The organism is Candidatus Limnocylindria bacterium (assembly GCA_036523395.1).
Taxonomy (GTDB): domain Bacteria; phylum Chloroflexota; class Limnocylindria; order P2-11E; family P2-11E; genus CF-39.
In genome coordinates this window covers 1-19,744 of the sequence record DATDEH010000062.1, presented here as the reverse complement: position 1 = coordinate 19,744, position 19,744 = coordinate 1, and the positions used below count along the sequence as shown (strand labels likewise).

Sequence of the window (19,744 nt, the reverse complement as noted above, 5' to 3'; positions counted from 1 at the left end):
GCTACGGCGTCTTGATGAAGGTACCCGTCACCGTGGGCGCGTTACCCGACGTCACCGTGAACCTGTAGGTGTCAGCCGGCCACGACGTTCCAAGCCAGCTCCAATAGACGCCCATCTCGTCGACGATGCGGAACTGGCCGCCGTTGCTCGAGCCGGTCGCCACGCCGCGGATCGAGACCGTGACGACCGAGCTTGGCTGATAGCCGAAGATCACGAACGTCGCGCCGTTCGCCCCGGTCCCGGCCGTGCTGTCGGGCGCAAATGCGATGCCGGGTGATGTCGCGATCGCGCGAAGACGAGCCGGCACCGATGCCGCGAATTCCGCCCACGAACGTCCTGTGACCGCGCCGTATGCCTCTTCGAACGTCCGGCCCGCACCCAGCAGCGTGAGGATCTGCATCTGACCGGGGAGGCCGATGTCGCTGCGGAGCAGCCCGACGATCTGCGATGCCTCGGCGTACTGGTACGTGCTGAGAGCGCCTTCGCGCGAGTTCCACGAACCCTGCGACGTGAGCTCGGCCGTGCTCAGCTGTCGGCCGTTCACCGTCATAGAGACGGCGCGGTGCCTGTTGAGCGCCCGCAGCCACTCGGCTCCGGTGACCGTGAATTCCTCTAGCCTTGCCGAGCCCTCGTTCAGCCACGCCGGGACTGACGCGTCGCCAGTGATCTCGTCGATCATCATGTGCGTCAGCTCGTGGCGCGCCGTCGTGAAGGGCAGGCTGTTCCCGGTGCGCGCGAGGTCCATCGCGACGCGCTTCTGGTAGTAGACGCCCGCGCTCTCGAACGGGTCAGCCTCGGCCGGAGACGACACGAATGTGGTCGCGAGGCCCAGGATCTGTGATTGCGCGGTCGCGTAGGTCGTGTCGGTCGCCAGCAGGTACACCTCGGGGCGCGCGATGTAGCTCCTGCCGTAGTGCTGCTGGATGCTCGCGATATCCGCATTGACCTGTGTGTTGATCGCGCCTGCCTCGAACCGCGACACCGTCGCCTCCGCATAGAAGTCGGTCGATCCGGTCGTGCGCAGCAGGAACGAGATGCCGCCCTTCGTGACGGGCACTGGCGCGACGACTGTGAGCTGGATCGTCTCGGAGGCGTTCCCCGCCGTCACCGTGATCGACCCGACGCCGCCGATCGAGCCCGCAGTGAGGAGTCCGCTGCTCGCGACCGATCCGAGCGCGAACGGCGCGACGCGCCAGGTCGGAAGCACATCAGGCATCGCCTGGTCGAACTGGTCCTTCACGGTCGTGGTCAGCTGCGCGGTCTCGTCGGTGCCAAGCTGCGCGACGCCAGGCGTGAGCAGCACTGCGGTCGGCGCGGGTACGGTGCTGACGGTCGCGGGGAAGCCCTCGTAGATCATCGTCCCGTCGCCGCCCTCGAAGTTGAGCTCGGTGACGAGCGCGGCGATGGTCCCGCCCTGCGCGTCGACGACGACCCCGTACTGGGTGTCGTCTGAAAGCCCGAGGACGTTCCGTGGATCGACGCGGAGCGCCGCACCGCGGCCGAACGGCCCGACCGATTGGCGCGTGATGAGCGCACCGTCCGCGAACCGGTACCAGCGCAAGGTCGCGCTCGTCGCGCCTGTGGACTGCAGCACGATCGGGGTGCTCCAACCACGCGCGCCGCCGAGCGTCCGCGTGATGTTCGGGAGATAGGCGCGGTTGCCCTGACCGGTCACCCCGACGTATCCCATCGCCGCGCCGGCGCTCAGCGTGGCGTCGAGCACCGCCAGCGCTCCGCCACCGACGACGACCGAGTACTCGCCCACTGTCAGGATCGGATACGCCTCCGGATCGAAGTACCAGGTCATCCCGGCTTTGATCGGTGCCGGCGCCGCGATCGTGAACGGACTGCCGCCGCCGAGCCGCTGGAACGTGAGCGTCGGCGCCACGTCGCTCGTGCCGCCGTTCTGTATGACCACGCCGTTCGCGTACGTTCTCGGGGCCACGCCGTCACGCCGCACGTAGGGCAGGAATACGTCACCGGACGACGGCTGGGCGATCCCGTTGTAGCTGAAGCCTCGCGGCGCGGTGGTCGTCGGCGCGTCGTCGTGCGCATTCGCGATGACGCCGATCGGCTGCGTCGACGTGAGTACGACCGAGTAGTACCGGCCCGCGCGCAGCTGCGCCTCGACCGAGGGGTCCACGAACCGCGATCGTCCCGGCGCGATCGTCCGGCTCAGTGTCGCGGTCGATGCGCCGTCGTAGCTGACGAAGCGCGCGGTCACCGCGGCGTCGACCGTGCCGAAGTTCTGCATGACGAAGGTGGTGACCCAGCGCACGTTGCAGGTCGCGTCGGTCTGCGGAACGGCCGAGCACGGAGCTGGCTCTGGCTTGGCGACGAACGGCAGGTAGACCGTCGTCGCGCCGGTGGTGAGTCCGTTGTACGAGAGCGCCTCGGCACGCGCCGGCGTGCCCTGTCCCTGATGCTCGTTGACGACCGAGACGACCTCCGACCCGAAGGACTTCACGACAACAGAGAACTGCGCGTCGACCGGAAGGTCGGCGTCGTTGTTCGGGTAGTCGGCGAAGCTCGTCGCTGGCGCGAGGTTGTCCACCCGGCGGCAGGCAACGAGTCCGCCGTCGCTGAAGCGGAAGAACGACACTTCGAGCGTCGCCTTCTTCACGCCGACGTTCTGCACGATGAACGGCGTGACCCAGCCGTTCGGTCCGCCGAGCATCTTCGTGATGTTCGGGAGAAAGATCGTCGTGGTCGGCACGCCCGGCGTGCCGCATGAGGCGGCGGGAGCGGCCGATGTCGTCGGGCTGGGCGGCGACGTGGATGCTCCGGCGGCCGGCCGCGCGCCGTTCGTGAGACTGAGCGCGAGCGCACAGGCAAGCGCGACCGCGACCTTCCTCACCGCGCCGAGTATGCGATGGGGTCGAGCGATCCCGGTCTCGGCGCGGTCTCCCTATCGATCGAGGAGCGCGCGAAGGGCAGCGAGGTCGCGGGCGTACCGCGCTTCGGAGATCTTCGGCTCGTCTTTGAGGTCGATGCGCATGAAGTGCGCGGGGTGCCCAGGCTCGCCATCCTCGAGATAGCGCGGGATGACATGCGTGTGCAGATGCGGAAGCGAGTTGCCGAGCATCTCGAAGTTCATCTTGATCGGCTTGAACTGCCGCTCGATCGCTCGCCCAACGCGGAGCACCTCGTCGAAGTAGTCCCGTGCCTCTTCCGCTGTGAGCTCGGTCGGATCCGAGACATGGCGTCCGCGCCAGATGACGATCGAGTAGCCGCGCTGCCCGACGTCGTTCCGGACGAGGTACGCATCGCTGGCGCGACCGGCGAAGATGCGCGAGCTGCCGTGCGCGACCTCCGGTCGTCCATCGGCGCACATCGCGCAGTTCTTGCCGCGCACGCGCCCCATCCAGTCCGCCGGCCATTCACGCTTCATCGAGGTGGCACGGTAGCGCCTCGCGCGAAGGCGGCGATCCGCTCGAGATCTGGGGTGTAGCCGTCCGTCGTGCCGACGATGAGCCGCGGCGTGCCGATGTCGATGAGGAACTCAGCGTCGTCGCCGTTCCACGTGGCGAGGACCGCGTCATCGATGTGAACACGATGTCGGCCGACCGCGGCGCGCTCCGCGTAACGATGTCGTGCCTTCGGCGTCCGGCACAGGATGACGGCGGTCGGCGCAAGCGCGGCGAGGATGCGCTCCGCCACGACGAAGAGGACGCCGTACGCCGCCACGCCCAGCTGCCTCGACCACTCGCGATCGCCGGTCGTGAACGGTTCGGCAAGCGACTCCTTGATGTCGTCCTTGGTGATGACGGGGAGGCCGAGCGCGTCGCCGAGTGCCCGTGCGAGCGTCGTCTTGCCGGTCGCCGGTGCGCCGCCGATGATCACGAGGCGCCCGCTCACGTGCCCAACGGTATCGCGCCATCGTCGTACACGAGCCGACCATCGACGACGCGCGCGACGTCCCACAGTCGATGTGGCTCGCTCTTTCCCGGCGCCAGAAGATGGACGACGTCCCAGCCATCGACCGCGAGCCGATCGGCCAGCAATCGTCGATGACAGCGCCACCAGAGCGTCTCGGCGCACATGAACGCCGTCGTTCTTTCGTGCGCGATCGCGACCAAGCGTGCGCAGTCCGCGGCGAACTCGTCAGTCGACAGGTGGTCCGCGTAACCACGGAACGCGTCAACTTTCAATGCTGTGTGCGGCGAATCCGGTGCCGCCTCGCGGCGGCCACCCAGACCGCGCAGATGCACGTACTCGATGCCGGCTGCCCTGAGCGACGCAGCCAGCGCGGCCTGACCGAACTGCGGATGCCTGCGCGATCCTGGCGCGCTGCGGATGTCAGCGAGGGTCTTCACCCCCGCCGCGCCCAGGACGTCGAGGAACTCCTCGATCGGCCGCGTGCCGTGGCCAACGCTGAAGATCCTCGGCATGCACTCAGTGTGAAAGACTCGTTCGGTGAAGGTCGCGTGGCTGCATGTCGCGCCGGTCAAGGGGCTCCGCATCGAAGAGCGCGATCGCATCGAGCTCGGACCGAACGGTGTCGCGGATGACCGCCTCTTCTGCGTCGTCGACGAGACCGGCCGGCTCCTCAACGGGAAGCGGCTCGCGCCGCTCTCGACGATCGTTGCCCGCTACGACCTGAAGAGCGGGCACCTCGAGCTGCGGATGCCGAGCGGATCGTCGGTCGGCGGCGCAGTCGCGGTCGCCGCGCCGATCACCGTGACGATCTACGGACACGCAGCACCGGGGCACATCGCTTACGGACCGTGGGCCGAGGCCCTCAGTGATGAGCTCGGCCGGCCGGTGCAGCTGGTGCGTCTCGACGGACCGGGTCAAGGACACGATCGCGCGGGTCACGGGGCAGGGGCGACGATGCTCTCGACCGGATCGCTGGAGCGCATGCAGCAGGAGGCGTCGTCGACCGAGCCGGTGGACCCTCGGCGCTTCCGCATGCTCATCGGAGTGTCTGGAACGCGGGCTCACGAAGAGGACCAGTGGATCGGTCGCCGCGTGCACGTCGGTGACGCCGTCGTTGTGCCCTCGGGCAACGTGGGCCGGTGCGTCGTGACCACTCGCGATCCCGAAACGGCCGAACCGACCCTCGACACGCTCGAGCTCCTCGCTCGCTACCGGCGCGACATCGGTACGACCGAGGAGCTTGCGTTCGGCGTGTGGGCGAGGGTCGAGCAGCCGGGCACGGTGCGCATCGGCGATACCGTGGAGGTCCACACATGAGCGACATCACCGTCCGTCCGATCTCTCCGGATCAGCACGACGTCGTGCTGCACTACTTCGACATGGTCGCGTACGCCGACAATCCGAACTGGTCGAAGTGCTTTTGCATGGAGCGACTGGTCGACGACTACGAGAGTCGGACCAAGCAGCAGAACCGCGAGTCGCGCAGCGAGCTCATCCGCTCCGCGAAGGCCAACGGGCTCGTCGCCTACCGGCTGGGCCGCGTGGTCGGCTGGTGCCACGCTGCGCCGAAGAACGAGCTGGTGAATGTCGAGGGTGAGAAGGATCCGACGGTCGGCGCGATCGTCTGCTTCGTCGTCGCGCCCGATCAGCGGCGGCAGGGCGTCGCGACGACACTGCTCGAAGCCGCGCTCGAGCACCTGCGCGAGCGTGGCATGACGACCGCAGAGGCCTACCCGTTCCTCGGCGAGATCGACCCGGCGCGTTGGACGCAGATCAACTACGTCGGGCCGCTCTCGATGTACGTGAAGGCGGGGTTCAAGGTTGTCGAGAAGCACGGCGACAACGCCGTCGTGCGGATGCCGCTCTAACCTTGTCACCGGGAGGCATCGACGGCGACTCGCACGCCGATCGCACCAAGCGCGCTGTCCTGATCGTCGACCGCTCGACACACGATTCACTCGGCCTGCGACCCGGCGACCTCCGCGAGCAGATCACGTTCGACGGCCTGCCCGGTCTGAGCCTTCTTACGCCCGACACCGAGATCCGCGTGGGAGGGACCACCCTGCGGGTGAACGGCGAGGCCGAGCCGTGCACGCACATCGGCGAGCTGCTCGGCGTCGACGACGTCGTCGCCTTCCAGGCATCGCTTGCCGGACGCCGTGGTGCGATATGCACCGTCATCGCGGTCGACGGTCCCGTCCGGATCGGCGACGCGGTCGTCCTGCCCGCGCGCGCCGGCGTCTAACGCCGATTCGCGACCATTCCAGCGCTGTTCCGCAACCTTCGCTTCGGCTACAAATCCCGGCAGTGACAAAGGTCCGCTCCGCAGCAGCAGCGATCACCGCGGGAGGTGGAGGCTGAGTCGCGTCTGCTGAGCGAAACATCGAGACCGATGAAGCCTCCCAGGACCGGGGGGCTTTTCTGTTTAGAAGGAGGTAGTGCGTGAGCGACGAGCGCGATGCCTGTGCCTTGGTCTCGATCGCCCGGAAGGACGGTCGGCCATCGCGCGAGGTACTGGACGGCGTGCTCCATGGCATGGCCGCGCTCGCGCACCGCTCGGGCCTGGTCGACGGCGAAGGCGACGGCGCTGGCGTCCTCACCGATATCCCGCGCGCCCTCTGGGCGAACGTCCTTCGCACATCGGGCCGGGACTCGACCCTCGTCCGCAGCGGTCGGTTCGCCGTCGGTCATCTGTTCATCCCGTCGGGCGACGGCGACGCGGACCGGGCGGCCGTCCGTCGCAGCCTCGCGCGTCGCGGCATCGAGATCCTCGTCGAGCGCGAGCTCACCACCGAGAGCAGCGTCCTCGGTCCGCGCGGACGCACCGAGGAGCCGCACTTCTGGCAGCTCGCGCTCCTCACGCCGTCACGCGATGGCCCCGGCTCGCGCGCGCTCTACGAAGCAGCCGTCGAGATCGAGCGCCTCACGGCCGCGACGGTCGTGAGCCTGTCGCGCCACACGGCGGTCTACAAGCTGCGCGGCGCCGGCCATCAGCTCCCGCGTTACTTCGCGGACCTCGCGGATCCGCGCTTCGCGACGTCGATGGCCTTTGGCCACAACCGCTATGCGACGAACACGAGCACAAGCTTCGATCGCGTCCAGCCCTTCGCGTCGTTCGCGCACAACGGCGAGATCAACACGATCGGGCGGATGCGTGAAGAGGCCAAGGCGCTGCGCATCCCGCTCTCGCGGTCCGGCAGCGACTCGCAGGACGTCGACGCGGTGCTGCGCGGCATGGTGCTAGGGCTGCGGCTCACGCCGATCGAGGCGATCGAGCTTCTCTTCCCGCCGATCGTGAACGAGATCAAGCGCATGCCCGCGGAGCTGCAGGATCTGTACATCCAGTCGCGCGCCGCGTTCGGCCCGTTCGCCCAGGGACCGGCCGCGTTCCTCGCGCGCGTCGGCGACACCTGTCTCTTCGGCGTCGACGCGCTCGGGCTGCGCCCGCTGTGGCACGTCGAGACACCCGACGAGCAGGTGTTCGCGAGCGAGCGCGGATTCGTGCCCCTCGAGCGGTACGTCCGCGATCCGTATCCGCTGGGACCCGGCGAGCGCGTCGGCCTTCGCCGCACGAGCACCGGTTGGCGGTTCCTCGATCAGGACACGCTGCGCCGGGCGTTCGTCGCGGACCGCACGACGCGCGGCGTCACGGTCGAGGGCATTCGCGATCGCATCGACTGCGGCGGTCCCGAGGAGGCGCCCGGGAGCGTTCATCGCCCCGGCGCGCGGCGCGAGCCGACCGCGCGCTGGCAGATCGCGACGCCGCCCGACGAGCTCGAGGATCCCTCGCAGCGCCGCGAGCAGCAGTTCGCGTCGCTCGGGTTCGAGCCCGACGACCTGAAGATGGCGCAGTTCGCCGCGCGGACGGGGAACGAGCCGATCGGCTCTCTGGGATGGGACGGACCGCTCGCGGCGCTGTCGGCTGCGCATCCGAACCTCGCCGACTACCTGCACGAGACCGTGGCCGTCGTGACGAATCCGGCGATCGACCGCGAGCGCGAGATCGAGCACTTCTCGACGCGCGCCCTGCTCGGTCCGCGTCCTTCGCCGCGTGCCGCATCGACGCGCCGCGGCGATCGCGGCCGGTGGATCGAGCTGCGCACGCCGATCCTCCTCGGCGGCCACGCCCCCGAGACCGGGCTGCGCGGCGACGATCACCGTTCGCTCGCGCGCCAGCTTGGCACCTGGATCGTGGAGGACGTGGTCGCGCAGTTCACCGCCGACGGGGCGCGAGTTCCCGTGATCCTCGAGGCGGACCGCGACTGGGAGGAGCATCCGCGCGACGCGCTCGCGCGTCTCGGCGCGCAGGCGTGTCGCGGCGTTCGCGGCGGCGCGACGCTCGTCGTCGTCCAGGACCGCCACGTGGTCGAAGAAGGTCGCGCGTGGCTCGACCCGCTGCTCGTCGTGGCTGCGGCGCACCGCGCGCTCATCACGCAGCCGTCGCGCAACGGCTCGCTCCGGCGTGAGTGCGCGCTCATCGTGTCGGCAGGCAGCCTGCGCAACCTGCACGACCTCATGGTCGCGCTCGCGCTCGGTGCCGACGCCGTGAACCCGTACCTGCTGCTCGAGTACGCGCTGTCGCTGGGCGATCCCGATGCGCTGCCGAACCTCGTCGAAGCGCTGCGCAAGGGGATGGAGAAGGTCATCTCGACGCTCGGTGTGCACGAGATCCGCGGCTACGGCCGGCAGCTCTCCGCGATCGGCGTCGCGCCCGAGGTCGCGCGGATGCTCGGTATCACGACGTTCTGCGCGAGCGACGATCACGGTCTCTCGTGGGAGCGCGTCGGCGCCGACGGCTTCGATCGCGGGACGATGCTGCGCGAGCGGCGCGCGGCGCGCATCGAGCCGGTGTTCCGTATCTACCCGCGCGTCTGGAAGACCGGGCTCGCCGTCGCCAACGGCGAACAGCCGTACCGCGCGTTCGCCGACAAGCTCGAGGAGTTCGAGCGAACGCATCCGGTGTCGCTGCGCCATCTCCTCGATTTCCGCGCGCCGCTCGATGAGGAGACGAACGCGGCCGCGAGCACGCGCACCGGCGACCACGATGCGCCGATGTACATATCGTCGATGTCGTTCGGTTCGCAGGGGGAGACCGCGTACCGCGCGTATGCCGAGGCGATGGCGCGAATGAATCTGCTCTGCATCAACGGCGAGGGCGGCGAGCTGCCTGACCTCATCGGCAAGTACCCCCGCAACCGCGGGCAGCAGATCGCGTCGGGACGATTCGGTGTCTCGGCCCTGCTCGCGAATTCGTCGGACTACCTCGAGATCAAGATCGGCCAGGGCGCGAAGCCCGGCGAAGGCGGCCATCTTCCGGCGAAGAAGGTGTCGGTGAAGGTGGCGCTTGCGCGCAATGCGCGACCGGGCGTCGATCTCATCTCGCCGTCGAACAATCACGACATCTATTCGATCGAGGACCTCGCGCAGGTCGTCCACGAGCTGAAGACCGTCAATCCGCGCGCGCGCGTCGCCGTGAAGATCCCCGTGACGCCGGATGTCGGGATCATCGCCTGTGGCATCGCGAAATCGGGCGCCGACATCATCACGCTGTCCGGATACGACGGCGGGACCGGCGCTGCGCGGCAGCACGCACTACGGCGCGCGGGTCTTCCGGCCGAGATCGGCGTGACCGAGGCGCACCGCGCGCTCGTCGCCAACGGCCTGCGCGACCACGTGCAGATCTGGTGTGACGGCGGGATGAAGAGCGCGCTCGATGTCGCGAAGATGCTGTGCCTCGGCGCGGATCGCGTCGGGTTCGGGACGATGGCGATGGTCGCGATCGGCTGCACGATCTGCCGTGGCTGCCAGCTCGACACCTGTCATGTCGGCATCGCGACGCAGATCACCTCTCCGGCCGAGGCGGTCGAGAAGGGGCTCAAGCGCTTCGAGCCGCAGGAGTTCGAGCGAGCGGTGACGAACCTCATGCGCTTCTTCGGCGCGCTTCGAGACGAGCTCGCGAGGATCGCCGCCCTTCTCGGCGTCTCGTCGACCGAGGATCTGGTCGGACGCACCGATCTCCTCGCGCAGGCGCGTGGCCTCGACCGCGTCGACCTCTCGGGGCTCCTCGCTCCCGCCGGTCCGGTGCGTCGCGGTGGCCGCGAGCTGCGCGTCCTCGCTGCGGCCGGCGGACCGACGATCGAAGAGGAAGCGCGCGACGGCGGCGCAGCGGATCGGCCGCGCCTCGGGAGCGAGCATCGCTTCATCGCGACCGCGACCGCCGGTCAGCTCGCGCGACAGCGCATCGCCGGGGCGGCCGTCACCGAGCTCGCGTCGTCGTTCGGGCACGGCTCCGTCGCGGGCAACGGCTTCGGCGCGTACTCGACCGATGGCGTGTCGCTGCGTATCGCCGGCGGCGCGCAGGACGGCGCCGCGAAGACCGCGCTCGGCGGAACGTTCGCCGTCCTCAAGGCGCGCAACCGCAGCGGCGAATGGGTCGATGGTTCGGTGGGGAAGTGCTTCGGATACGGGGCGCAGCGTGGCCGTTTCTACGTCCAGGGCGGCGCCGATGCGCGGGCGGGGATCCGGCTCTCGGGCGCCGACGTGCTCTTCGGCGGCGACCTGCGCGGCTTCGCGTTCGAGTACATGACCGGTGGCCGTGCCGTCGTCCTCGGCGATCCGGGTCGCTGGATCTGTTCGGGCATGAGCGGCGGCGTCGTGTTCCTGCGTCACGACGCGGCGCGCGGACTTGACGACCGGGGGCTGCGCGACCGCTTCGCGAAAGGCGCCAAGGTCAACCTGCGGCCGCCGTCCTCCGACGAGGACCTCGTCGCCTTGCGCGATCTTGTTGGCAGCTACGCGACGCTGCTTCACGACGGCGGTCAGATCGAAACAGCAGCCGCGACGCGAGCCCTGCTGGATGACCCCGCGGCGCACTTCCGGGTCGTGCGGCCGGGCGCGGACATCGTGGACCAGATGATCTCCACGGAGTAGCCGCATTCAGGCGGGGTAGTACGAACGGGGCCGCCGCGCCGTACCGATTCGGCTATGGCGTCGTTGGCGACTCAGCAGGAAAGTGCGAGCGAAACGCCACCAGGGTGGCGGCGGAGCAGAGCAGGGGAGGCAGCGGGTGTCACGACGGAGGGCTGTTCGCCCGATCCGGGGCGCGGCGCACGTATTCGCAACCATCGTCGCGGTCGCCGTCATGGCGACGATCCTTACCTTGTCCGGCGCGCTCATGGCGGTCCGATTCGTCGGGCTCTCCACCTACGTCGTTCAGGGCGGACCGACGGAGTCGATGGTGCCGATCGGCTCGCTCGTTCTGGTCGCACCCGTTCCCTCCGGCACGGCCGTTGCGGCCGAGCCGGCCGCGAGCGGCGACGCGTCGGCTCCCACGATCGGCACGGCGTGGGTCGCGATCCCAACGCTCGGCTATGCGGTCAGCTATGCGGACGCGTATTCGTCGCCGATCGTGATGGGACTCATCATGTGGATCATTTTCGTCATCGCGGTGCGCGCGCTCGAGCCGTACATGTCGAACGCGCGGAGACGACTCGCGGCGTAGCTCGGGGCTTCGCTCAACGCGCCGGTCCGCTATTGTTTTTGATATCGAACAGATGTACTATCACAGGTTGTGAAGCGTTGTTCTGGGTGCCACGAGATGAAGCCCTTCACGGCGTTCCATAGGAACCGCGCTCGGCGCGATGGACTTCAGGGCTACTGCAAACCCTGCCGCGCCGTGATCGACCATCTCGAGTACGAACGGTCGCGTGGGCAGCGCAGACCACAGCGCATGTGGGAACGCGGGCGGGCGGCATGGCTTCTGGGTCTCAAAGTCGGACAGCCGTGCACGGACTGCGGTCGGTCCTTTCCGCCGCAAGTCATGCAGTGGGATCACCTCCCTGGAACAGACAAGCTGGGCGACGTGAGCACGTTCAAAGGACGGTCGCGTGCGGATGTGCTCGCGGAGATCGCCAAGTGCCAGCTTGTGTGCGCGAACTGCCACGCGATCCGGACCTTTGAGCGTGCTGGTTGGGCGACATCATGGGCGATCGGCGAGAAGGCGGCGCTCTACCGTGTCTGCTCGCTCGAGCGCGCCATCGCGTAATCAATGGGAAAGTTCAACGAGGACGAGTCGACAGCGAGTCCCGCCGCGACGGACACGTCCCCCAAGGTCTTCGTCAGGCGTTGCGCGATGTGCGGCCAGTGGAAGGATCAAAGCGAATTCCACAAATCTCGAACGGGTCAGTTCTCCTATTGCCGAGAGTGTCGTCGTGCGTACGACCGCCGCTATTACCACGCGGGTGGCAAAGACTCGCGCAACGTGCGCAACAAGAAGCGGATGAGAGCCGCACGCGCGTGGATGGCTTCGCTCAAGGAAGGAGTCGCCTGCGCGGATTGCGGTCAAACCTTCCCTGCGTATGTGATGCACTGGGATCACTTACCCGGCTTCGAGAAGATCGAGTCGATCAGCGTTCTGGTCGGACGTTTCCCGCGTACACTTGTGCTTGAAGAGTTGAAAAAGTGCGAGCTCGTGTGCGCCAATTGCCACGTGCTCCGTACCATCAGTCGCTCGGGGCGTAGCGCAGCCTGGTAGCGCGCCAGATTTGGGTTCTGGAGGTCGCGAGTTCGATTCTCGCCGCCCCGACAGTCGACCAAGTTTCCCCGTACGCTTGACCCCGCACACATCGAGGGAGTGAAGACCGAGGGTTGTTCGCCGCCTGGGGCCGCCTTGTTTACCGCCATCGCTGGCCCGTACTCGCCCTATCCGTAGCACTGCTCGTCGCGTCCGGCTTCCTCGCCTCGCAGGGCGGGAAGCTCGTCTCCGGCGGATTCATCGAGACCGCGGAGTCCGGTCGCGCGTCGAAGCTCATCGAGCAGGAGCTCCCGCGCGTCGGCGGTTCGACGTTCACGCTGATCTTCTCGAGCGACACGCTCGACGCGAAGGACCCGGCGTTCCGGGCGGCGGTCGAGGCGGCGATCGCGTCGCTGCGGACCGACCCGCGCGTCGACACGATCATCACCCCGTACGACGCGAACAGCACCGATGCGACTCGCGGGTTCTCGAAGGACGGCAAGGCGATCACGGTCGACGTCGCGGCGAAGGACACCATCGATGTCGCACGCGACTACTACGCCGAGCTGCGAGCGAAGGTGAAGTCCGACAAGCTCAAGGTGCAGGCGACGGGCATCCTCGCCATCAATCACGGCTTCAACGAGGTGCTGCTGACGGACCTCCAGCGCGCCGAGGTCGTCGCGTTGCCGCTCGCGCTCATCCTGCTGCTCGTCGTCTTCGGCACGGTCGTCGCAGCCCTCATCCCGCTCGGCACCGGCGTCCTGGCCGTGATGAGCGGCATCGCCGGGATGTTCGTGCTCTCGCGCATCACGGACGTCTCGGTCTACGCGCAGAACGTGGTCACGCTCATCGGCCTCGGCGTCGCGATCGACTATTCGCTGTTCGTGACCAGCCGCTTCCGCGAGGAGATGCGGCGCGGCCGCAGCATCGAGGACTCGCTCGCGATCGCGATGTCGACCTCCGGGCGCGCGGTGACCTTCTCGGGGATCACCGTCGCGATCGGGCTGTCCGGGATGCTCTTCTACGAGGGCACCTTCCTCCCGTCGATGGGCCTGTCGGGAGCGGTCGTCGTCGCGAGCGCCGTCCTGTACGGGCTCACCTTCCTCCCGGCGCTCCTCGGACTTCTCGGGCATCGGGTGGATCTCCTGCGGGTGCCGATCTTCCAACCCGATCAGAGCGGCCGCGGCTGGTGGCACACCATCGCGATGGCCGTCATGCGGCGACCGGTCGCGGTGCTCGTGCCGGTGGTCGCGGTCATCCTCCTCGCGGGCTCGCCTTTCCTGCACCTTCGACTCGCGACGAGTGACGTGCGCACCTTGCCCACACACGAGGAATCGCGCGCCGCATACGACAGGCTCGTGAACGACTTCCCCGACGCGGGGCAGAACCACATGCAGGTCGTCGTCCATTACGCGAGCGGTGATCCGCTCGAGCGCACGCGCGTCCCGCAGCTCGTCGATCTCGGCCAGCGTCTCGAGAAGCTCGCGCATGTCGTCAAAGTGCAGAGCGCGTTCACCGGATTCGATCCGCGAACGTTCGGCATCCCGGACTTCGCGACGCTCTATTCGATCCCGCGCGCGCAGCTCCCGCCGCTGCTGCAGAACGGGCTCAAGAGCACGATCGGCAAGGACATCGTGCTGTTCGACGTCGTCACGTCGCTTCCGTTCTACGGCGACGAGGCGCGCCAGCTCGTGAAGGACATCCGCGCGCAGGCGCCGCCCCCCGGCGGTGAGCTCCTGGTCACCGGATTCACCGCGATCGATCTCGACACCGTGGACTTCATCGTCGGCCGCACGCCGCAGGCGGTCGCGTTCGTGATGCTCGCGACGATCGTCGTGCTCTTCGTGCTGCTCGGATCGGTCGTGCTCCCGCTGAAGGCGGTCGTGATGAATTTGCTTTCGATCAGCGCATCGTTCGGCGCCCTCGTATGGATCTTCCAGGACGGCAACGGCGCGCGCATCCTCGGATTCGAGGCCGGTTCCATCGACCCGTCGACGCCGGTGATCATGTTCTGCATCGTCTTCGGGCTTTCGATGGACTACGAGGTACTGCTTCTCTCGCGGATCCAGGAGGAATACCGGCGGACCGGCGATAACACCCACTCCGTCGCCGAAGGTCTCGAGCGCAGCGGCCGGCTCATCACCGGGGCGGCCGCGATCATGGTGGGTGTCTTCGCGGCCTTCGGCCTTGCGGAGATCCTCCTCATCAAGGCGATCGGCCTGGGGATGGCGCTCGCGGTCGCGGTCGATGCGACGCTCGTCCGCGCGCTCGTCGTGCCCGCGACGATGCGGCTGCTCGGGAACCTCAACTGGTGGGCGCCCGCGCCCCTGGCGCGCCTCTACCGCTGGCTGCGTCTCGGCGAGACTGCGCCGGCGCCGACGCCCGAAACGCACTAGCCCGCCCGTACCATGCGCGGCGTGGAAGCACCGCAGCTCCGCCCGCTCGGCGTCGGCGACATCGTCGACCGCGTCTTCTCGATGTACCGGCAGCGCGCGGTGCTCTTCATGACGCTCTCCGCGGTGCCCTACCTCGCGCTGTTCCTCGTCATCGGGGGGATCGTCCTCAGCGTCGGCTCGCAGCTGACGCCGCTGGTGCCCTTCTTCAATCAGTTCAGCACCGAGCCGGTCTCTCCGAACCTGATCATCACCCCCGCGCTGGGCGCGGCATTCTTCACGCTCATCGTCGTCAGCCTTATCGCGGGCCTCATCTCGGTGCTCTTCCTGTCGGTCCAGATCGGCTCGCTCGTTGACGCCGCCGGAGCGCGCTATCTCGGGCGCGAGACCACCGTCGGCGCTTCCTTCCGCGCGGGACTGCGCGTCGCTCCGAAGATCATCGGGACCGGACTGCTCCTGTTCTTCACGCTGTTCCTCGGGTGGATCGCCCTGTTCCTCGTCGTCGCACTCGCGAACAACGCGCTCGTCGCGACGCTCGGGATACTCGCGGGTCTCGTCGCCACGGTGTACGTCTTCGCGTCCTGGCTGGTCGCGCCGGTCGTCGCCGCGCTCGAGCCCGTTGGCCCGATCCACGCGATCCGCCGGTCGTGGTGGCTGTCGAACGGCCACCGCTGGCGCATCCTGGGTCTGCAGATCCTGCTCGGTGTGCTGCAGGCCGTGCTCTCGACGCTCATCTCGTTCATCTTCATCGCCGCGTTCATCTCGGACACGACCGTGCGCCTCGTGCTGCAGAACATCATCAACGTCATCGCCACGGTGCTCTGGGCGCCGGTGGAGTGGGGGACGTTCACGATCCTCTATTTCGATCTGCGCGTGCGCAAAGAGGCGCTCGACCTGCAGCTCGCCGCGGAGGCGCTGCCGCGCCAGGCGTAGCGCGCGTCCTCGCGCTGGCCGTGGCGCTGTGGCTCGCGCAGCCCCTCGCCGCTCACGCGGACACCGTCTCGGGGCGCGAGTACCGCCAGCGTCTCGCCGACGCGCGGTCTCTCGTCGTGCAGGCGCGTTCCCTTTCGGGCGCGGCGCGCGACGCCGCGGTGACGCGCGCCCGCGTGATCCTGTCTGTCACGACCGCGATCTCACTGCCGACGGGCGAGCTTGTGATCAACGACCTCCCGCTGGCGGACCGCATCACGTCGGACAACGCCTCCCTCGACGCCGCGCTCGTGCTCATCGACGCGCAGCTCGCGCTCTCCGAGCGCACGCTGTCGCCATCGATCGACGCGGCCCGCTCGGACGCGGCGCTGCGCGACGCCCTTGGCGCGGTCGGCGCGTCGTCCGGGTCGCTCTCGTTCCTCGACACGATCGTCCTCGCCCTGCAGCGCTTCCTCGCGGGGCTTCCGGGTCCACGGGTGGACTTCGGTCTGGTGTGGCCGCTGCTCGGGATCCTCGGCGCCGGGATCATCTTCTTCGTCGTCGCGACGCTGGGACGCGGTCTCGGCGAGCGCGTGCGCACCGAGGTCGCGCTCCGCGAGGCCGTCGGCGCCGATCGTCCCGATCCCGCGCGCCACCTTCGCGCCGCGGACGAGGCGCTCGGCGGTGGCAGGCCGCGGGAGGCGATCCACGCGCTGTACCTCTTCGCGCTGACGACGCTGGTCGCGCGCGAGGCGATCCGGTACGACCCCGCTCTGACCGATCGCGAGCTCCTCGTGCGGGCCGCGGCCGTGCCGAACGCCGATGCGCTGCGCGATCTGGTCGCGCTGTACGAGCGCTCGTGGTTCGGTCTGCGTGATCCCGGGCAGGAGGAGGCGCAGCGCGCGCGAAGCCTGGCGCTGCGGGTGGCCGGATGAGGCGTGTCAATCCGCTCTACCTTCTCGCCGCGCTCCTTGCGGTCGCGACGATCGTGTTCGCGTTCGCCACCACCGCGGCGCCGACGGCGTCGGGGCGGACCGGTTCGGCGTACGACGACGGTCCCGGTGGCGCAGCGGCGCTTCGCCGTTATCTCGCGGCCATGGGTGCGAACACGACGACCGTCCAGGGCGACCGCTTCGCTCCCGACGCATCGGCGGCGTCGGTGCTGTTCATCCTCGGCGCGACCGAGGTGATGACGACGTCGGATGCGGAGAACGTGAAGAAGTTCGTCGCCGCCGGCGGTACCGCCGTCCTTGCCACGGACGCCGGCATCTTCGAACGGCCGCTCCTCGACGCGTTCGACATCCGCGTCAACGGCATCGCGAGCCCGGGCGTGCATCCCCTCGCCAACGCCGTCTTCGCCGATCCGCCCGCGGGCGACATCGCGGTCGATCGCGTCGGCTCCCTTGCGCTCGGCCCGAAGGCGCTCGCGCTCGCGAGCGATGGCCGCACCACCATCGCCGCGGCGGTGCGTGAGGGCCGCGGCACGTTCGTCGTCGTCGCGAGTCTTGGACCGTTCCTTGCCGCGGGCCTCGGTCAGGCTGACAACGCGCGCGTCGTGCTCGCGCTGGCGCACGACGCGGTCGCACGCGGCGGCACGGTCGCCTTCGATGAGTACCACCACGGGTCTCATCCGAGCGCCGATGTCCTGGTGCTCCTGCAGAGCACCTGGCCTGGTCGCGCGCTGGTCTTCGCGTCGTTCGCAGGCTTCCTCTATCTCGTCCTCTCGGGTCGGCGGCTCGGCCCGCCGGTGCCGCTCGACCCACGCCCGGCGCGCTCGAGCCTCGAATACATCCGCGGGTTCGCGGGTCTGGTGCGCCGTTCAGGCCGCGGGGAGATCGCGCGACGCCGACTGCGCCACGATCTGCGCGGCGGACTCGCCCGCGCGCTCGGTCTCGATCCAGCGATGCCGTTCGACCGCGTGCTCGCGACTCTTGCCGCCGCCGACCGCGAGCGCGCTGCCGAGGCACGCGCCGTCGATGACGCTCTGGGCCGCCGCTTGCGCGAGGACCAGCTGCTCCGTACCGTCGGACAGATAGAACGCCTTGTGAAGACACGGTGAGCGGGCGCGCGCGCGAGGTCGCGGAGCGCTTCCACCGCGACGTGCATCGCATCATCGTCGGCCAGGACGAGACCGTCCGGCTCGCCTTCATCGCGCTCGTGCTCGGCGGCCACGTGCTCATCGAAGGCGTGCCCGGAACGGCGAAGACCCTTCTCGCGCGGACGATCGCGCGCCTCATCGGGGGGACCTTCAAGCGGATCCAGTTCACGCCGGACCTCATGCCGAGCGACATCGTCGGCACCTCCGTGTACGAGATCACGACGAGCAACTTCCGCATCAAGGAAGGGCCGATCTTCGCGAACGTCGTGCTCGCCGACGAGATCAACCGCGCCCCGGCGAAGGCCCAGGCCGCGCTGCTCGAGGCGATGGAGGAGAAGCAGGTCACGCTCGAGGGCGATTCGCGGATGCTCCCGCGCCCGTTCCTCGTCATCGCGACGCAGAACCCGGTCGAGTATGAGGGGACCTATCCGCTGCCCGAGGCCGAGCTCGACCGCTTCCTGTTCAAGGCGATCATGCGTTACCCCGAATCGTCCGAGGAGCAGGCGATCCTCCGCGCGCACGACAAGGGTCAGCCGCTCGCGGAGGTCGACAAGCTCGAGCCGTTCGCGAAGAACCTGCTCGACGAGTGCGCGGCCGAGGTCGAGGCGGTGACGGTCGAGGACTCCGTCCTCCAGTACGTGGTGCGCATCGTCGAGGAATCGCGGAAGTCCACCGACCTGCTGCTCGGCGCGAGCCCGCGCGCCGGCGTGCACCTCCTGCGCGCAGCGAAGACGGCGGCCGCGATCGAGGGCCGCGACTTCGTCACGCCGGACGATGTGAAGTCGCTGGCGATCCCGACACTGCGGCACCGGCTCGTGCTGCGTGCCGAGGCCGAGATCGAGGGCCTCGACGCGGACGCGGTGTGCCGGCGCGTGCTCGCGCGCCTCGACGTCCCACGCTGAGCCGGGTCCCGCTGCCGCGCCCGCGGCTGCTCGCGCTCATGCTCGCCGCGGCCTTTCCTCTGGCGCTCGGCGGGATCTCCGATGCGTTCCTCGCGCTCGGCGCGCTGGTCATCGTGCTCGCGCTGGCGCTCGCGATCGTCGACGTCCGCGCGACGCCCTCGCCCGGTCGCGTCCCCGTGGCGCGCCTCGCCGATCCGCAGCTGTCGATCGGCGTGCCGAACCGCGTCACGCTGCGCGTGACGAATCCCTTCGCGCGGCCGTTGCGCCTGGTGCTCGCCGACTCGGTGCCCGCCTCGTTCGACGTCGACCATCGGCGGTCGCCGCTGACGATCGCGGCGCACGACAGGGGTGAGGTCGCGTACGCGGCGCGGCCGCACCACCGCGGCAGCTTCTCGTTCGGCGACATCCATCTGCGCCTCCGCGGTCCGCTCGATCTCACCGAGCGCCAGGGCACCATCGCCGCGACGGCGCCGGCGAACGTCTATCCCGACCTGCACGAGATCCGCCGGTACGAGGTCACGCTCCGGCGCGGCCTCGCGTACGACGCAGGTCAGCGCCGCGCGCGCGTGCCAGGCGCGGGCACGGTATTCGAGCGGCTGCGTGAGTACCTCCCCGACGACGATCCGCGCTCGATCTCGTGGACCGCGACCGCGCGCCGCGGCAGGCCGATCACGGTCGAGTACGAGACGGAGCGCCAGCAACGCATCCTCATCCTGCTCGACGCGGGCCGGATGATGTCGAGCACGCTCGGCGGTCTCACCAAGCTCGATCACGCGGTGAACACCGCGCTCATGCTCAGCTACGTCGCGACCGCGAAGGGCGACGAAGTGGGTCTCCTTGGATTCGCGGACACCGTGCGCTCGTACGCCGTGCCGCGCCGCGGGCGCAAGCAGTTCCTCCGCCTCACCGAGGAGCTGCGCCGCCTCGAGGTCACGACGACCGAGCCGGACTACCGCGCCGCGTTCGAGTTCCTCCGCGCCCGGACCGCGCGGCGCGCGCTGGTGGTGCTGTTCACCGATCTCGTCGATGACGAGGCCTCGCGTGCGCTGGT

Annotated in this window: 17 protein-coding genes and 1 tRNA gene; 14 read left to right on the top strand and 4 right to left on the bottom strand. The window is 68.9% G+C overall.

Features of this window, described 5'->3' with window-relative positions:
* Position 1: 1 nt before the first annotated feature.
* The 4 genes from VI056_08775 to VI056_08760 are packed head-to-tail and all read right to left on the bottom strand — an operon-like array spanning position 2 to position 4,391.
* Positions 2 to 2,857 (bottom strand): hypothetical protein, encoded by a 2,856-nt coding sequence (locus VI056_08775; protein ID HEY6203125.1) that lies wholly within the window; start codon positions 2,855 to 2,857, stop codon positions 2 to 4.
* Positions 2,858 to 2,908: 51 nt separating this feature from the next.
* On the bottom strand, positions 2,909 to 3,391 hold the full coding sequence (locus VI056_08770) for an HIT family protein (protein ID HEY6203124.1): 483 nt from the start codon (positions 3,389 to 3,391) through the stop codon (positions 2,909 to 2,911).
* Positions 3,388 to 3,858: an AAA family ATPase gene (locus VI056_08765; protein ID HEY6203123.1), complete on the bottom strand. Its 471-nt coding sequence runs from the start codon at positions 3,856 to 3,858 to the stop codon at positions 3,388 to 3,390. Before VI056_08765 ends, VI056_08770 begins: the two co-directional genes overlap by 4 nt.
* Entirely contained in the window at positions 3,855 to 4,391 is a 537-nt protein-coding gene (locus tag VI056_08760; protein ID HEY6203122.1) for a DUF488 domain-containing protein, read from the bottom strand. Before VI056_08760 ends, VI056_08765 begins: the two co-directional genes overlap by 4 nt.
* A 25-nt stretch (positions 4,392 to 4,416) precedes the next feature.
* Here VI056_08760 and VI056_08755 point away from each other — a divergent pair, with 25 nt between their 5' ends.
* From VI056_08755 to VI056_08690, 14 genes are all read left to right on the top strand, one after another.
* On the top strand, positions 4,417 to 5,196 hold the full coding sequence (locus tag VI056_08755; protein HEY6203121.1) for an MOSC N-terminal beta barrel domain-containing protein: 780 nt from the start codon (positions 4,417 to 4,419) through the stop codon (positions 5,194 to 5,196).
* On the top strand, positions 5,193 to 5,747 hold the full coding sequence (locus VI056_08750) for a GNAT family N-acetyltransferase (protein HEY6203120.1): 555 nt from the start codon (positions 5,193 to 5,195) through the stop codon (positions 5,745 to 5,747). Before VI056_08755 ends, VI056_08750 begins: the two co-directional genes overlap by 4 nt.
* Before the next feature lie 2 nt (positions 5,748 to 5,749).
* A complete protein-coding gene (locus VI056_08745) occupies positions 5,750 to 6,124 on the top strand; it encodes an MOSC domain-containing protein (protein HEY6203119.1) in 375 nt (124 codons plus the stop codon).
* 197 nt (positions 6,125 to 6,321) lie between these two features.
* Positions 6,322 to 10,809, top strand: coding sequence for a glutamate synthase-related protein (locus VI056_08740; protein HEY6203118.1), 4,488 nt, complete (start codon positions 6,322 to 6,324; stop codon positions 10,807 to 10,809).
* A gap of 136 nt (positions 10,810 to 10,945) precedes the next feature.
* Positions 10,946 to 11,380 carry a hypothetical protein gene (locus VI056_08735; protein ID HEY6203117.1) on the top strand — a complete coding sequence of 145 codons (435 nt, stop codon included), beginning with the start codon at positions 10,946 to 10,948 and terminating at the stop codon, positions 11,378 to 11,380.
* Positions 11,381 to 11,554: 174 nt separating this feature from the next.
* Complete coding sequence (locus tag VI056_08730; protein ID HEY6203116.1) at positions 11,555 to 11,923, top strand: hypothetical protein; 369 nt, start codon at positions 11,555 to 11,557, stop codon at positions 11,921 to 11,923.
* Positions 11,924 to 11,926: 3 nt separating this feature from the next.
* Positions 11,927 to 12,412: a hypothetical protein gene (locus VI056_08725; protein ID HEY6203115.1), complete on the top strand. Its 486-nt coding sequence runs from the start codon at positions 11,927 to 11,929 to the stop codon at positions 12,410 to 12,412.
* A tRNA-Pro gene (locus VI056_08720) sits at positions 12,390 to 12,463 on the top strand. Before VI056_08725 ends, VI056_08720 begins: the two co-directional genes overlap by 23 nt.
* A 62-nt stretch (positions 12,464 to 12,525) precedes the next feature.
* Positions 12,526 to 14,787: an MMPL family transporter gene (locus VI056_08715; protein ID HEY6203114.1), complete on the top strand. Its 2,262-nt coding sequence runs from the start codon at positions 12,526 to 12,528 to the stop codon at positions 14,785 to 14,787.
* Between the two features lie 21 nt (positions 14,788 to 14,808).
* The gene (locus tag VI056_08710; protein ID HEY6203113.1) at positions 14,809 to 15,717 is read left to right on the top strand and encodes a hypothetical protein; all 909 of its coding nucleotides are present in this window, start codon (positions 14,809 to 14,811) and stop codon (positions 15,715 to 15,717) included.
* Positions 15,718 to 15,737: 20 nt separating this feature from the next.
* Complete coding sequence (locus VI056_08705; GenBank protein ID HEY6203112.1) at positions 15,738 to 16,628, top strand: DUF4129 domain-containing protein; 891 nt, start codon at positions 15,738 to 15,740, stop codon at positions 16,626 to 16,628.
* Positions 16,625 to 17,752, top strand: coding sequence for a DUF4350 domain-containing protein (locus VI056_08700; protein HEY6203111.1), 1,128 nt, complete (start codon positions 16,625 to 16,627; stop codon positions 17,750 to 17,752). The genes VI056_08705 and VI056_08700 overlap by 4 nt, the downstream gene beginning before the upstream one ends.
* Positions 17,749 to 18,693: a MoxR family ATPase gene (locus tag VI056_08695; protein HEY6203110.1), complete on the top strand. Its 945-nt coding sequence runs from the start codon at positions 17,749 to 17,751 to the stop codon at positions 18,691 to 18,693. The genes VI056_08700 and VI056_08695 overlap by 4 nt, the downstream gene beginning before the upstream one ends.
* A partial coding sequence (locus VI056_08690; GenBank protein HEY6203109.1) for a DUF58 domain-containing protein occupies positions 18,654 to 19,744 on the top strand: 1,091 nt, incomplete at its 3' end. The genes VI056_08695 and VI056_08690, both read left to right, overlap by 40 nt.